At 37.8% G+C, this 14,779-nt stretch carries 12 protein-coding genes; 10 read left to right on the top strand and 2 right to left on the bottom strand.

What is annotated here, in order from left to right:
• The first annotated feature begins 11 nt into the window (after positions 1 to 11).
• From IC621_RS06060 to IC621_RS06045, 4 genes are read left to right on the top strand one after another with little or no spacing between them, the layout of a single operon-like run.
• Positions 12 to 836 carry a class I fructose-bisphosphate aldolase gene (locus IC621_RS06060; RefSeq protein WP_191156736.1) on the top strand — a complete coding sequence of 275 codons (825 nt, stop codon included), beginning with the start codon at positions 12 to 14 and terminating at the stop codon, positions 834 to 836.
• A 12-nt stretch (positions 837 to 848) separates the two neighbouring features.
• Positions 849 to 2,414 (top strand): xylulokinase, encoded by a 1,566-nt coding sequence (locus tag IC621_RS06055; RefSeq protein ID WP_191156735.1) that lies wholly within the window; start codon positions 849 to 851, stop codon positions 2,412 to 2,414.
• A complete protein-coding gene (locus IC621_RS06050; RefSeq protein WP_191156734.1) occupies positions 2,390 to 3,334 on the top strand; it encodes a ribose-phosphate diphosphokinase in 945 nt (314 codons plus the stop codon). Before IC621_RS06055 ends, IC621_RS06050 begins: the two co-directional genes overlap by 25 nt.
• Before the next feature lie 52 nt (positions 3,335 to 3,386).
• Positions 3,387 to 4,373 carry a 2-hydroxyacid dehydrogenase gene (locus IC621_RS06045; RefSeq protein WP_191156733.1) on the top strand — a complete coding sequence of 329 codons (987 nt, stop codon included), beginning with the start codon at positions 3,387 to 3,389 and terminating at the stop codon, positions 4,371 to 4,373.
• A gap of 579 nt (positions 4,374 to 4,952) precedes the next feature.
• Here the strand turns inward: IC621_RS06045 and IC621_RS06040 are convergent.
• Positions 4,953 to 5,204 (bottom strand): hypothetical protein, encoded by a 252-nt coding sequence (locus IC621_RS06040; protein WP_191156917.1) that lies wholly within the window; start codon positions 5,202 to 5,204, stop codon positions 4,953 to 4,955.
• Positions 5,205 to 5,919: 715 nt separating this feature from the next.
• On the opposite strand from IC621_RS06040, the gene IC621_RS06035 reads away from it, so the two are divergent.
• The 4 genes from IC621_RS06035 to IC621_RS06020 all read left to right on the top strand — a co-directional run bounded on the left by IC621_RS06035 (position 5,920) and on the right by IC621_RS06020 (position 10,347).
• On the top strand, positions 5,920 to 8,571 hold the full coding sequence (locus tag IC621_RS06035; protein WP_191156732.1) for a DEAD/DEAH box helicase family protein: 2,652 nt from the start codon (positions 5,920 to 5,922) through the stop codon (positions 8,569 to 8,571).
• A gap of 115 nt (positions 8,572 to 8,686) precedes the next feature.
• Positions 8,687 to 8,971, top strand: coding sequence for a thiamine-binding protein (locus tag IC621_RS06030; RefSeq protein ID WP_191156731.1), 285 nt, complete (start codon positions 8,687 to 8,689; stop codon positions 8,969 to 8,971).
• Positions 8,972 to 9,622: 651 nt separating this feature from the next.
• Positions 9,623 to 10,120, top strand: a complete 498-nt coding sequence (locus IC621_RS06025) for a DUF6773 family protein (protein WP_191156730.1) — start codon at positions 9,623 to 9,625, stop codon at positions 10,118 to 10,120.
• Between the two features lie 32 nt (positions 10,121 to 10,152).
• Positions 10,153 to 10,347 carry a helix-turn-helix transcriptional regulator gene (locus tag IC621_RS06020; RefSeq protein WP_191156729.1) on the top strand — a complete coding sequence of 65 codons (195 nt, stop codon included), beginning with the start codon at positions 10,153 to 10,155 and terminating at the stop codon, positions 10,345 to 10,347.
• A gap of 201 nt (positions 10,348 to 10,548) precedes the next feature.
• Here IC621_RS06020 and IC621_RS06015 read toward each other — a convergent pair whose 3' ends face one another.
• Positions 10,549 to 12,018: an alpha-amylase gene (locus IC621_RS06015; protein ID WP_191156728.1), complete on the bottom strand. Its 1,470-nt coding sequence runs from the start codon at positions 12,016 to 12,018 to the stop codon at positions 10,549 to 10,551.
• A gap of 244 nt (positions 12,019 to 12,262) precedes the next feature.
• Here IC621_RS06015 and IC621_RS06010 point away from each other — a divergent pair, with 244 nt between their 5' ends.
• On the top strand, positions 12,263 to 13,048 hold the full coding sequence (locus tag IC621_RS06010) for an ABC transporter ATP-binding protein (RefSeq protein ID WP_191156727.1): 786 nt from the start codon (positions 12,263 to 12,265) through the stop codon (positions 13,046 to 13,048).
• The gene (locus IC621_RS06005) at positions 13,048 to 14,691 is read left to right on the top strand and encodes a hypothetical protein (protein ID WP_224752341.1); all 1,644 of its coding nucleotides are present in this window, start codon (positions 13,048 to 13,050) and stop codon (positions 14,689 to 14,691) included. Before IC621_RS06010 ends, IC621_RS06005 begins: the two co-directional genes overlap by 1 nt.
• The last annotated feature ends 88 nt before the right edge of the window (positions 14,692 to 14,779 follow it).

Here is a 14,779-nt window from a genome sequence, read left to right as displayed (position 1 = left end):
GAGTGATGATCATGTCATTTTTAGGAAAAGAAATTCGTTTAAACCGTTTACTTCATTCAGAAACAGGCCGTTACTTGGGGGTAGCTGTTGACCAGGCTACTGCCCGTGGGATTTTTGATGAATTAATGCCAATTGAAAGAAAAATTAGTGAAATTGTGGCAGGTAAACCGGATGGAATCACAATGCACAAGGGGATAGCTGAGAAATGTTTTGCAAAGCACGCAGGAAAGACCTCGCTAGTATTAAAAGCATCCACCTTCTCTCCATGGCAGCCCAATTATGATACACAAGTGGCAAGTGTAAATGAAGCCATTCGTTTAGGCGCTGACGCCATTTCAATGGGTTGTATTGTTGGAGGAGACGACCAACCTGAACAATTACGTAATCTAGGAGAAATTGCTGACAAAGCATCAGCTGCCGGCCTTCCGCTTATTGCACACATTTATCCTCGTGGAAATCAAATACCTGATCATGAGCAAAATGATTGGAAGAACGTGGCATACGCCGTTAGAGCAGGTGCTGAACTAGGTGTTGATATTGTGAAAACGAAATATACTGGTTCACCTAAAACATTTGAAAAAGTGACGGCATCTACTCCAGGAAAGGTTGTTGTCGCAGGAGGAGAAATCAAAGGCGGTGTCGAAAGTTATTTTCAAGCAGTAAAAGATGTATTGGATGCTGGCGGGGCAGGTATAACCTTTGGACGCTTTGCATGGAATACAGAAAATCCAACAGCAATAGTAAAAGCATTATCCTCTATTATTCACAATGATCGTACGGTAAAAGAAGCACTGGAACTTTACAACGAGTTAATGTATGGAAATATCAATGTCTGAAGGTGATGTATAATGTCGCACGTTATTGGAATTGATATCGGTTCCAGTAGCATTAAAATAGGTGCAATTAACAAAGAAGGGGATATGGCTTTTGTTTTAAGAAAGCCATATTCTTTTCAATATCTAGACCAAGGCAGGGTTGAAATCGATTTAGACCAAATTTGGAAGGAAACCAAATCTTTGCTTCAAAAGGCATTTGAGAAAGTAAGGAGGATAGGATGTGTTAACGCTATCTCACTTTCAACATTTTGTAACTCCTCTGTTTTTATGGACCAGAAAGGAAACCCATTATACTCAGGAATTGTCTATTTGGACAAAAGAAGTGTGGATGAAGCAGATTGGATTAAAAATGAGGTTGGTGAAAAGCGATTATATAAGGTAACAAGAAACCGTATGGAAGCTGGCATGTATTCTGTTTCAACATTGCTTTGGATGAAGAAAAATAATCCTGAAATTTTTTATCAAACGTATAGATGGGGAAATCTATCAACCTTTATCCTACACAAATTAACTGGGCGTTTTATATTGGATTGGACGCAAGCTTCATTTTCAGGCATTTTTAACCCTGTTAACTATCAATGGTCAGAAGAGCTGTGCGAAGTGATAGGAGTTCCTATGAGGCTTCTTCCTGAAATAGGAGAACCGGGTTCAATGCTAGGTGACCTAATTGATTTTGATGGAGTCTTTAATGAAGCACGGATTCCGGTTATCGTCGGTGGAGCAGATACAGCCTGTTCTGCATTAGCGCTCAATATACGCCCAAATGAAATGTTTGAATCAGTAGGTACTTCAGATGTTTTGACTGTGTGTTCCCACCATCCTGAAAGGTTAGATACAAGATTTTTAAACCGGTCTCATGTTATAAAAAACCAGTGGTTATCTCATGGGGCTATGTCTACCCCGGGAGCCAGTATTAGCTGGTTTTATAACAACTTTCTAAAAGATGAGGGAGATAAAAGCATCGCTTTAGAAACGGTTCCGGAGCAATCCGCTATTGGAGCAAATGGAGTTTTTTTTCTGCCCTATATGCATGGTGAGCGCACACCAATATGGGATCCATATGCGAGGGGTACTTTCATTGGCCTGCAAATAAATACCTCGAAGTCAGATATGATAAAAGCAATTTTTGAAGGCTGTGCGTATGGCTTAAAACAGATTAATGATATTGTAGAAAAAAAGTATCAATTAATCCACACTAGTTTTCAGTCAATTGGCGGTGGGGCGAAAAATAGGCACTGGACTCAGATCAAAGCCAATGTTTTAAATAAACAGATCGAGGTAAAAGACGTCAATGAAACAGCTGTTTTCGGTGCTTGTTTACTGGCAGGGATTGGGGCGAGTTATTTTTCTTCATTTAAAGAGGCCATGCAGATCTGTCCAACAAAAACCATTTTTACTGTGGAGCCTGAAGAGACATCAGTTAAAATTTATAGAGAGTTATATGAGTTATTTTGTGAAATTTATCCTTCATTAAAATCATTCTTTCAAAAATCAAGTATAATTAAAGATAGGAATGTTACTCAGGTTAATGCAAAAAGTGGGGAGAATCTAATATGCCAAACAATGAATTCAAAATGAAGGTGTTTACGTTAAGCTCCAATCAAGCACTGGCACGGGAGGTTGTTGACCTTCTTGGTATTGAACTAGGGAAATGCTCAGTCAACCGATTTAGTGACGGGGAGATTCAACTTAATATTGAAGAAAGTATACGTGGGTATGATACGTATATTATCCAATCCATTTCCACGCCTGGGAATGAACATCTCATGGAGCTTCTTGTTATGATTGATGCATTAAAAAGGGCATCGACAAAAACGATTAATGTAGTAATTCCTTATTTTGGATATGCCCGTCAGGATAGAAAGCTGGGTGCAAGACAGCCGATTACAGCAAAATTAATTGCTAATTTATTGGAAAAAGCGGGGGCGACCAGGGTGATCGCGATAGACCTTCATGCCCCGCAAATTCAAGGGTTTTTTAACATTCCTGTTGACGAACTAACGGGTATTTTAGTTCTATCAGATTATTTCGCCAAGAAAAATCTTGAAAATACGGTAGTAGTAGCCCCTGATAACAGTAGTATTAGGCGTGCCAGGAAGCTTGCGAATCGGTTAAATACATCAATTGCTTTCATAGATCGAGAATGTTATAAGACCAATAATCCTGAAGCAGTGAATATTATTGGTGAAGTAAAAGGAAGGAATGCCATAATAATAGATGACATGGTAGATACAGCAGGTAATGTTACCCTTTCAACCCAGGCTTTGCTTGAGAATGGTGTTCATGAAGTCTATGCATGCTTTACCCACGCTGTTTTTTCAGGATTTGCAATTGAGAAAATTCAGGAATCGCATATTAAGGAATTAGTTGTGACCAATACCATTTCTGTTCCTGACGTTATGATGCCTGAAAAAATCAAGTGGCTGTCGATCGCCCCAATGTTATCCCAGGCTATTATGAGAGTCCAAAACCAACTATCTATAAGCATAATGCTTTGATAAGGGAGTTTTGTTTTTTCTGCACTAAAATAATCGAAAGGTTGTGAAATCCTTGAAGCCCAAAGTCTACATAACACGGAAAATACCATCATCTATTCTGGAGAAAATGCAAGAAGTCTGTGAGGTTCGAATGTGGGAGAAAGAGGATATTCCTGTTCCTTATGAAGTTCTCGAAAAAGAAATAGATCATGTTGATGGTTTATTTTGTTTACTAACAGAAACAATTGATGAAGCGTTAATGATAAAAGCAAAAAATTTGAAAATAATCTCAAATATGGCAGTAGGTTATAACAATATTGATGTGAAAGCAGCAACCCATAGAGGGATCATGGTAACGAATACACCGGAAGTATTAACTGAAACAACAGCGGATTTAACCTTCGCTCTTCTTATGTCTACAGCAAGACGAATACCTGAGTCAATGGAGTATTTGAAGAATGGAAAGTGGAAGACTTGGTCTCCTATGCAATTGACAGGGCAAGATGTTTTTGGCGCGACTCTTGGCATTATTGGTTTAGGAAGAATTGGTGAGGCTCTCGTAAAAAGAGCAAAAGGCTTTGACATGAACATTTTATATTATAATCGAAGTCGAAAAACGGATAAAGAGTACGAACTAGGCATTCAATATACAGAACTCGAAACATTATTGAAACAATCAGATTTTATATGTGTGATGACACCTTTAACACCTGCCACTATAAATCTAATCGATAAAAAAGAATTAAGCTTAATGAAAAAGACAGCTGTACTAATTAATACAGCAAGGGGTGGAATTGTAAACGAATCTGCTTTATATGAAGCCTTAATAAATGGAGACATCTGGGGAGCCGGGTTGGATGTGTTTGAAAACGAGCCTGTATCAACAGAACATTCGCTCCTTACCTTGCCTAACGTTGTGGCCTTGCCGCATATCGGCAGTGCCAGCATAAAAACTAGATTGAAAATGGCTGAAGTTGCATCTGAAAATTTAATCCAAGGACTAACGAATAGTGTACCAAAAAATCTAGTAAATAAGGAAACATTAAATTTGAGAGCTTAATTTATAGTTGGCTTACTAGAAATCTTTATTGCAAAGGATATATATACCTGGCATCTTACGAAAAGTTTTAGATTCGTCAACGGTTTTTATCAATTCATTGCGATTTCATCCTAAAGAACCTGACTGTTGTTTGTCATTCTTCGCCTGATGAAAAGCATATTGAGATGACCGATTTCAAAGTCCTTCAGGCAATATTGAGGAAAAAGAAAAACAAGTCACATATTTACTTGCCAAAAGATACTTCTATTGGCCGAAGTTACCCACTTTCTTTCCCTATCACAAAATTTACTGGCCGATTCTTTGAATTTAATAGCCTGATGAGAGATATTACTTTCCATTACTAGATTTTATTGTCCTGCCTGACCCTTTATTGGCGTCTTTGTCTTTATACTTGCCACACTACGTGTCTTAAACCGACACATTAACAATTTTGCTTTTTTGTGGACATGTCCTAAATAAGGCTGATAACAAACTGATTACTTTCTATATGAAGCACAATGGCAAATATTGAAGAAGAGTCTTTATTGCAAGGGAGCTATCGTCTTATCTATCAGAGCCAAATCTACCAAAAAAACTCCCTTAAAAAGGGAGTTCTCCATCCTTAATCTGAACAATTCTATCACTCTCAGGCGTTATATCTTCATTTTCAACTACCCGATCACACGTTGGGCACGATATATAAACATCGTTTGTGTGAAAACCTACATTTCCGTGGGTTATCTCTTGGATGTCAAAAATTGTTCTCCATTCGATACTAAACTCCTTTTCGCAATGTTTGCAGTAAACGGAACAAGATCCAAAATCCCCTTTCATTTTCTTACGTTTCTTCATGATCATTTCCACCTTTCCTAATCATAACTTACTCATTTCGTCTAAAAAGGCAGGGCGTCTCTTGTATATTGATTTTCAGATATCTCATCTTCTGGCGGCATCAAAAGAGCTTCTTTTTTATTTCGGGATGTTTGTTTGCGATTGTTATCACAATGCCGATGAGCTCCTCTTTCTTCTTTTGCTGTAGTATCTGCTGCAAATTCAGTCTCTTTTTCGCAGATTTCTTTTTAGGCTGATTATTGACCTTATCTCGCAAAGCATAAAAAACTGCTGCCTGATGCTTGCAGTAAATGTCCCAATCATTTTGTCTCTAGAATAAATCCTTCCTCCCCAAGTGCAGCCTCAACAATGTAATCATCAGTCCCTTCTACTTCAGCCTGCCAGTGATTCTCGACAGTTTCTGTCATTTCAGAAATAAATCCATCTCTCCAAAATTACATCCGCAATCTGCTTTTCAAAATTAGAAAGTTTCAATGGTGGCACCTTTTTTATAAAATTCTTTTCTCTAAGTTTACTAGTTTAAAAGATAAGGGGTAATCTAAAAAGTTGAAAAATTGATCAAGAGTTTAAAGGATATTTCGGTTTACTAGTCTGATAGAATAATATTTAGAAATTCATAAAAAAACTATCACTCTATGATTCAGGCTTTTCAGGTAGGATAATTCCATTATATTCTAGTAGATAGTTACTTTAAAAAAGAAAGGAGAAAGAACCTTTGAAGACCTTTCCAAAGCATTTTCCATTTATTTACGAATGGCGGTCGTATCAGCAGCGCGTTCTTTCTTCCCTTGCCGAGCACCTTCAAAACCGTCACCTTCATTTAATAGCACCGCCTGGTTCTGGAAAGACAGTGCTTGGACTTGAAGTGATGCTGCGCTTAAATGAGCCGACTTTAATCCTTGCGCCAACACTTGCTATTAAGAATCAGTGGCTGGAGCGTTTCGTCGAGTTGTTTTTAAATGTGAAGGAAGCCCCTGATTGGATTTCCATGGATTTGAAGAATCCCAATTTTCTTACAATCACAACCTATCAATCTCTCCATAATGTATTCTCTGATAAAGAGGAGGAGATGAATGGGGAGAATTTTGGCGAAGTAAAAAAGGAAGCCCTCGCATTAATAGAACAAATCGGATTCAAAACGATGATCCTTGATGAAGCCCACCATTTGAGATCGGCCTGGTGGAAAAGTGCTCTGGAATTTCGAAAAAGTCTTTCTGAGCCGAATATTGTCGCGTTAACGGCAACACCTCCTTACGATGTGACTTTATCAGAATGGGATCGATATATTGAACTATGCGGACCAATTGACCTTGAAATTAGTGTACCTGAATTGGTTCAGGAGCATGATTTATGTCCGCATCAAGATTATGTCTATTTTTCTGTGCCCTCAATAAAAGAAAGAGAGACCATCCATTCCTTTCGGAAGAATGGTGATCAAGTAAGGGATACATTATTAAAGGATTCTGCATTTGTTAACATACTAAAAGAACATCCATGGATAACGCAGCCTGATGCTCACCTTGAATCGATATTATCTTCTCCTTCCTATTTTTCCAGTCTGCTTATTTTTCTAAATGAAGCAAAGGAAATCAAGTGGAAGGAGTATGTCCAGCTTCTTGGAAGAAAAGGAAAATCCATTCCAAAGCTTGATCTGGAATGGCTGGAGGAATTGCTGACAGGCTGTCTTTATAATGATGATTATACGAAGAAGCATGAAGAACTGGTAAAAAGAATGAAAAAGTGGCTTAATCGAATGGGAGCTATAGAGCGGCGAAAGGTTCACCTTCGTTCAACGAAAAAGATTGACCGTACTCTTTTAACAAGTGTATCGAAGCTGCGCAGCATTGGGGACATTGTGGAATTTGAAGCAGGTGTTCTTAATGATGAGCTACGACTGGTTATATTAGCAGATTATATTCGCCTGGAGGATTTGCCGAAAAATCCTGAGGATGAAAAACCGTTAAATCGGTTAGGCGTTATCCCAATTTTTGAAACACTTCGCCGAAAAAATATGAAAGCTGTTAGGTTAGGGGTGTTAAGCGGCTCCATTGCGATTCTTCCAAAAACTGCGGTATGTGCGCTGCCTCTTGAATGGCAGGAGGACATAAGGCTCACTCCTCTTTCCCATGACCCGGAATATGTAACTGTGCAATTCACTGGAGCTCAAAGTCAAAAGCTTGTCAGGGTGATGACAGACCTGTTTACCAAAGGAGAAATTCATGTATTGACAGGTACAACCGCTCTTTTAGGGGAGGGCTGGGATGCTCCAAGTATTAATTCTATTATTCTTGCTTCCTATGTTGGGACGTTTATGCTTTCCAATCAAATGAGAGGAAGAGCCATAAGAGTGCAGAGGGGAAATGAGGGTAAAACCTCTGCCATATGGCATCTCGTTTGTATTGATCCTTCTAGGCAGGACTGCGGTTATGATATGGATACTTTATCAAGGCGGTTTAAAGCCTTTGTAGGAGTTTCTTATACAGGTGAATCGATTGAAAATGGCATGGACAGGCTGAGCTTAGAGCCGCCGCCTTTTACAGTTATGAAAATGAATAAGATGAATGAGCAGATGCTGGAGCGGGCTTCCCGTCGAAACGAGTTAAAGAATCAATGGGAGATGGCCATTCATAAAAATAATGGGGATAAAATGGTAGAAGAGCTAAAGGCATCACCAGAGTTCTTTCCCAAAACCCTCCTTTTCACCAATACAATCAGAGCCCTCATTATCCAAGGAATTACTTTGGGATTGTACATTTTTTATAATTTCTTGGAACGAATACCGTTTAGGGACGTGTCTTCTTTGAAATCGATTCTTACCTTTCTGCTAATCGGTCTTGGCGTTGCTATCCTATTCATGCTCCCAAAAACGTTTAAAGGACTTTGGCTCTGGTTTAAACATGGAAGAATTGAAACGAGCTCTAAGCAATTGGGCGAGGTTGTCATTCATACTCTCAGCTATATGAAATTAATCGAATCGGACATAAAAAAGCTGGAAACAAAAGCAGTCCAAACTTTTGATGGTTCCATGTACTTCTGGGTAAACGGCGGAACAAGATATGAACACACTCTCATTTTAGAGGCTGTCCAGGAAGCTGTAGGGTCTATTAATAATCCAAGGTATTTCCTAAAACGTCATTCCAGTTGGGGTCCCTTTAAGCAATATGATTATCACGCTGTCCCTCAAGTAATCGGGCAAAACAAAAAAGGGGCAGAATTTTTTCATAAACAATGGAAAAAAAGAATCGGGAAAGCAGACCTTATCTATGCAAGAACATTAGCAGGAAGAAAAGAACTGTTAAAGTCCCGTATGAAGTCCATATCCTCTGCTTTTGCCAAGAAAGCAGAGAGGGTTTCGGCTTGGAGATAGGCCATGTAACCTTACTAATCTTAAGAGGACAATTTCCTGCTGAATTCAAATGTTTAGCCGCTCCTACCAAAAGGGAATGGTCTACTAATACCATCCCTTAGAAAGGAGAATGAAAATGGCAACTGTAACAGCCGGAATCCAAGTTTTACCAAATGGTCAAGATGTAGATACTTATGGTGTAATTCCAAGAATTATTGATTCAGTAAAAGATTCAGGTTTGAAATATAAGATTGGCCCAATGGAGACAGTAGTTGAAGGAGAGCTTGATGAAATCCTGCACTTAGTCAAAGAACTGCAATTAGTAGGTATTAACTTAGGTGCGAGCGAGGTAATGAGTAATATTAAACTCCATTACAAGCCCGACGGAGTGACAATTGAAGATAAATTGACACATGTATAAAAAGAATAGAATGAGATAAGCAGAGGGTATTTCTTCTGCTTTTTTTCTGTTTTGGATAAAGGACAATGTGAGTCTTATAAGAAAAGGTTTCACCTTTTCCGAATAAGTAATCGAATTAAATGCTGTGACAAGTGTGTAGAATTATGAAGGGCTGCCAGAGTGTATTTCGGGTAGCCTTTTCATATATTCTGAAAATGATAGCGGCAAGTAAGCAAGGTATGTGAACAGTAAAGCCGAAATGAGGACAATAAATAAGGTGAAAGGCGAATAGAATTAATAATAGGGAGGATCTAGCAAGTAATATCTAACAATTGGAAAGAAAAAGTGAAGAAATGGACAGTAACAGACTCGTAAAGGTTAATAAACGAATAATGGGGTTAATATATCTGCCTTTTTAAGCAATGCTAGCTCTTGTTTTTCATGTAAGAGCAATTACCCTTTACAGGGTTTTGGAAGCACATTGATAGGAAAACATCTATGTGCTCAAGAAAGGGCGCCACACCTCAAAATGATTGGGATTATAGTATTTTTCAGACTGTGTTGTAGGACGAAAAACAAAATTTATTTTACTTATTGACATATATATATTGCAAAATGTCATCAATAAGTTATAATACAGGTAAAGATATACAATTTGAGGAGTTGAAGAAAATGCACTTGTTTAAGAAAAAAGATATTGCCGTAGATGAACGAATAGTAAATAGTAAAAATAAAATTTACAAAGAAATGTATTTGCTGATCTTGGCCGTTTGCATCCTATCAATTGTTGTCAAATATGCACTTTATGGAATGAATACTCATTTGGTTATAACTGAGCTGGTTATTTTACTTGCTCAAGGGATTTACTATGTGGTCAGGTCAGTTGGAATGGGGATTTTTTCAGATGATGTTGAGGTTCATGACCGAACTAGTAAAGTTCCAATGGGTATGAAAAATCTTATCAGTGGACTTTTCTTTGGAGTTGCCCTTGCCATTTTCTTTGGAGTGAGAAGCGCGATGGATTATGGGGAAACTATTTTAGAACAAATATGGTATTTTATTTTAGTATTCTTTGCTTCTCTAATGATTTATGCGCCATTTTTTGGCTTAATTCTCGCTATTGTCCATTTTTCTGCAATGAAAATAAGTAAAAATCAAACAAAATATTAATTGCGATAGGTTGAAAAAGCGGAGGATTCTCGATGAAGAATATAAAGTTAAAAGTAGCAAGGGTGGAAAAAGACCTATCCCAAGAACAACTAGCCAATAAGGTAGGAGTTTCAAGGCAGACGATTGGATTGATTGAATTAGGAAAATATAATCCAAGTCTCAGCTTGTGTGTGGCAATCTGTCAGGCATTAGATAAAACATTAAATGATTTGTTTTGGCAAGAATAAAAAAGGTAATGTGCATATAGAAAATAAGCTTACTTTCTATATGCATTTAATTAGTTTTGAAAAGTCAGCTACCTTAGTCTAGCTCCAAAAGCCATCGATCCTTAGGTCATAAGCCAATCCGCCCGAAAAGGTTAATGAACATCCTTTTCTCCCCCGTGCTTGTCGCCAATGGACCAGCCAGCGGCTTGCGTTTTTTGTTTCTTATTTTTCCAAATCCTCCTCAGGAAGCGCCCAAACTGAAACACTCTCTTTATTAACAGGAAAAAAAGCATGACCGTCCTTCTCGATTATAATGTGATCCTTTCTTGTATTAGTTAGATCAACCCATACTTCACCTGCACGGGCTTCGCCGACAAACATCTCTTTTCCGCCTTCATCCCCATTTGAGATGACGACAGCACAGCCTGACCGCTCTATTTCAGATACACCGCGCCTTACCCATCCAATTGTATTAGGATGATCAAAATAATCCTCCTGATCACCATATGCTTTATGATAGCGAGCGTAAAGCAGCGGATCAATCGCTTCTTTTTTACTGTCAATAGGCTCATCTCCGCTGATTCCATAATAGTCCCCATAAAATACACACGGGTAACCATCCTTTCGCAGGAGAATAAGTGCATACGCACTTTGTTTAAACCAATCTCCTACCCAGGAGTTAAGTGATCCGTTTGGCTGGGTGTCATGGTTATCAACAAAGGTTACTGCGTTCAGTGGATGAGATTTAACAAGCGTACCATCAAAAATAGTCGTAAGATCATAATCCCTTCCTGTCTTTGAAGCTGCTTCTAAGTTATAATGAAGCCCAACATCAAATAGATCAATCTTATACTCAATATGCTCCAAAAAATCCTGGCAGCTTTTCAAATCAGGCTTCCAAAATTCCCCGATAAAATAAAAATCCTTACCAAATTTCTTTGCCATATTATCTACAAACTCTTCGATAAAATCATAATTAATGTGTTTAATCGCATCCATCCGGAATCCATTGCAATCTAATGTATTAGCTAGCCACCAGCCCCAATAGAGCATTTCACCTCGAACAGCAGGATGATTGTAATCAATATTGGCAAACATTAAATAATCGTAATTTCCAAACTCAGAATCGACTGGATCATTCCACCCTTTATTGTCACCAACGATTCGAAAAACGCCTTTTCGATCGTGCCTGGCATCATAATCAACCCCGTTGAAATGATTAAAATTCCATTGAAAGGAGGAATAACGTTTACCGCGGGCAGGAAAGGTAAATTTGGTCCAGCCTTCTATCTCATATGGCTTTGAAAGGTCATTATCGCGATTATTCGGATCTACCTCAATGACTTGAAACGTTTCTTTCTCATCAGCTCCAGCCTTATGATTCATGACAATATCTACATAAACATTAATGCCATGCTCCTTACAAGCAGAAATGGCTTTATGAAGATCCTCTTTCACTCCATATTTCGTCCGGACCTCTCCCTTTTGATCAAATTCCCCTAGATCGTACAAATCGTAAATTCCATATCCTGGATCATCTGTATTCTCAGCCTTTGTCACAGGGGGAATCCATACGGAATCAATTCCCCTCTCTTTTAATTCAGGTGCCAGCTCCATCAAACGGTGCCAATGAGCACCGTCTGATTTTATGTGCCATTCAAAAAACTGCATAATTGTGTGGTTGCGTTCCATGCTCAGTCTTTCCCTTCTATTAGATTACAAAAATTGTTAGTTTGATAGATAATAAAAATAATCACTCAAATAGGGATAGAGTGAATGCTGCTCTGTCCGCCTTTATTATGTAAAAAGTTCCATAGATTTATTATACCCACATTGGGGTAATTTAAATATCCTAGCAGACAATTATTTGATTTTCATAATAATAGGAAGATGTGTTACCATAAAAATACAAATCTATTAAAACAGGTGATCATCTATGAATGGGCGAAAGCCAATTATATCAATTGAAAATTTAACAATGAATTATAATGGGAAAATGGTTTTGCGAGCAATTGATCTGGAAGTCTATGAAAGCCAGATTATTGGTTATATCGGACCGAATGGAGCAGGTAAAAGCACAACCGTAAAAATCATGCTCGGGTTAGTAGAAGGATATCTTGGAGATGTAAAGCTGTTTGGGAAAGATATTTCGGATGGAGATATCAGTTATAAAAAAAGAATTGGCTATGTACCTGAAACAGCTGAACTATATGATAATTTGACAGCAAGTGAGTACTTAACGTTTGTTGGTGAATTATATGGTATAGATTCAGAACAAGTCGCTGAAAAGGCCCTTCGATTAATGAAGATGTTTGAACTTGAAAATATCTATCATTCTCGTATTTCTTCCTATTCAAAAGGTATGAGACAAAAAGTCTTGCTCATTTCAAGTCTATTACATAACCCTGATTTATTATTTTTAGATGAGCCATTAAGCGGTCTGGACGCTAATAGTGTAATGGTAGTAAAAGAAATCCTTGCCCAGCTTGCAGCTCAAGGGAAAACCGTTTTTTATTCCTCCCATATTATGGACGTTGTTGAGAAAATCAGCAATCGGATTGTTTTATTAAACGAGGGACAAATTGTAGCTGATGGAAGCTTTGATGAGCTCAGAAAACAGAATACAGAAGGAACATTAGAAGAAATATTCAATCAGCTGACAGGATTCGATAAACATAAGGAAATAGCTGAAGAGTTCGTTTCCATCGTTCAGGAGGTGTAATGGACCTGAGTGATTTTAAAACTCTGAAGTTTCTTGATAAGTTTAACGGTCTTTTCGAACGGTTTGGCATTGATTATGTTGCAATGAGAAGAATTTTGCAGGTTAAGCTTACGATGGATCAGAGACGGGTTCCTACTATATTTACACAAAACACTGCCAAGAAGAAGCAAGATGAAAATCAATTTATTAAATCACTATGGATATATGGGCTATTTGGTCTTTTTCTCATTCCATTTATCCTGTTAGGGGATAATTATCTCTTTCAAATGAGTATTACCTTCGGGGTTGTCATGTTTATTATCATGACCTCGATGATTTCGGATTTTTCAACAGTCCTTCTTGATATTCGTGATAAAATGATCCTTCAAACTAAACCTTTGGGTAAAAGAACTGTGAATGCGGCTAGGATCATCCATATTACGATTTATATGTCGTTTCTTACAGGCTCTCTAACGGCTATCCCGTTAGCGGTAAGCCTATTTAGACATGGTTTTTCCTTCTTTCTTCTATTTTTAATAGAGTTAATGGTCGTTAATCTTTTTATCGTAGTCATAACAGCTATCAGCTACATTGCCATATTAAAATTGTTTGATGGAGAAAAATTAAAAGATATGATTAATTATGTGCAGATTTTGTTATCTATCGCTCTTTTAATAGGATATCAATTTGTGGCTAGATCTTTTGAATTTGTAGATTTAGACGTGGTTTTTCAATTGCAGTGGTGGCAATTTTTTATTCCACCGGTTTGGTTTGCAGCACCCTATGAGTGGCTGCTGCATGGAAACAACAGCTTTTATATGATCGCATTTTCCATTTTGGCACTTGTTGTCCCATTTCTTTCTATTTTTGTTTATATTAAACTCATCCCATCATTTGAGCGAAATCTGCAGAAGCTGTCCAATCAAGGGGCGCCAGGTAAGAAAGGCCATAATAAATTGAGATCTATGATTGCCAATACTGTCTGTCGAAGTAAAGAAGAAACCTGCTTTTTTCATTTTGCTTCTTTAATGATGAAAAATGAACGTCAATTCAAGCTAAAGGTCTATCCCTCATTAGGATTTTCATTGGCTTTTCCATTCATATTTATGTTTAACGAATTAAGGGAGAAACCACTAAGTGAAATGGCATCAACCAACTCATATTTTTCCATATATTTTGCCATAATGATGATCCCATCAGTCGTATTTATGCTGCAGTATTCAGGTACATACAAAGGAGCCTGGGTTTTTATAACAACTCCAATACAGGAAATGAGTTCAATCTATAAAGGCACATTAAAGGCTTTTCTGGTGAAGCTCTTCTTACCTGTCTATCTAGTGTTAAGTGCTGTTTATATTGGAATATTTACTTACAAAGTGATCCCAGACCTAATCATTGTATTTATCAGTGCCTGTGTATACACCATGCTATGCTTTAAAGCTTTGTTTAATGGTGAGCTGCCATTTGCAGAATCATTTGAGGTTATCCAGCAAAGTGATGGGTGGAAAGTATTTGCTCTCATCATGATGATCGCATTATTTGCCGGAATACACTTTGTTAGTACTATTTGGGTTGGTGGTGTTTACATCTACCTCATTCTGTTAGTGGGATTGAATTTCTTTCTTTGGAAGAAGGGATTTTCACAAACTGCTGAACCGAAATGATTTTACCGAGCCTGTGGATTGCTTAGTGTTTCACGTGAAACATTGAGTTGGGACTTTAATAGGAAAAGGTTTTTTACCAGTATTAGCA

The organism is Metabacillus arenae (assembly GCF_014773385.1).
Lineage (GTDB): Bacteria > Bacillota > Bacilli > Bacillales > Bacillaceae > Metabacillus_D > Metabacillus_D arenae.
The sequence above is the reverse complement of the archived record's forward strand: the minus strand, read 5'-3'. Positions and strand labels throughout refer to the sequence as shown.

Excerpts from the sequence above, each read along its gene's own strand:
- IC621_RS06040 (WP_191156917.1), bottom strand. The coding sequence starts at position 5,204 with ATGAAGAAACGTAAGAAAATGAAAGGGGATTTTGGATCTTGTTCCGTT.
- IC621_RS06010 (WP_191156727.1), top strand. The coding sequence starts at position 12,263 with ATGAATGGGCGAAAGCCAATTATATCAATTGAAAATTTAACAATGAAT.
- IC621_RS06060 (WP_191156736.1), top strand. The coding sequence starts at position 12 with ATGTCATTTTTAGGAAAAGAAATTCGTTTAAACCGTTTACTTCATTCA.
- IC621_RS06015 (WP_191156728.1), bottom strand. The coding sequence starts at position 12,018 with ATGGAACGCAACCACACAATTATGCAGTTTTTTGAATGGCACATAAAA.
- IC621_RS06020 (WP_191156729.1), top strand. The coding sequence starts at position 10,153 with ATGAAGAATATAAAGTTAAAAGTAGCAAGGGTGGAAAAAGACCTATCC.
- IC621_RS06025 (WP_191156730.1), top strand. The coding sequence starts at position 9,623 with ATGCACTTGTTTAAGAAAAAAGATATTGCCGTAGATGAACGAATAGTA.
- IC621_RS06005 (WP_224752341.1), top strand. The coding sequence starts at position 13,048 with ATGGACCTGAGTGATTTTAAAACTCTGAAGTTTCTTGATAAGTTTAAC.
- IC621_RS06030 (WP_191156731.1), top strand. The coding sequence starts at position 8,687 with ATGGCAACTGTAACAGCCGGAATCCAAGTTTTACCAAATGGTCAAGAT.
- IC621_RS06055 (WP_191156735.1), top strand. The coding sequence starts at position 849 with ATGTCGCACGTTATTGGAATTGATATCGGTTCCAGTAGCATTAAAATA.
- IC621_RS06050 (WP_191156734.1), top strand. The coding sequence starts at position 2,390 with ATGCCAAACAATGAATTCAAAATGAAGGTGTTTACGTTAAGCTCCAAT.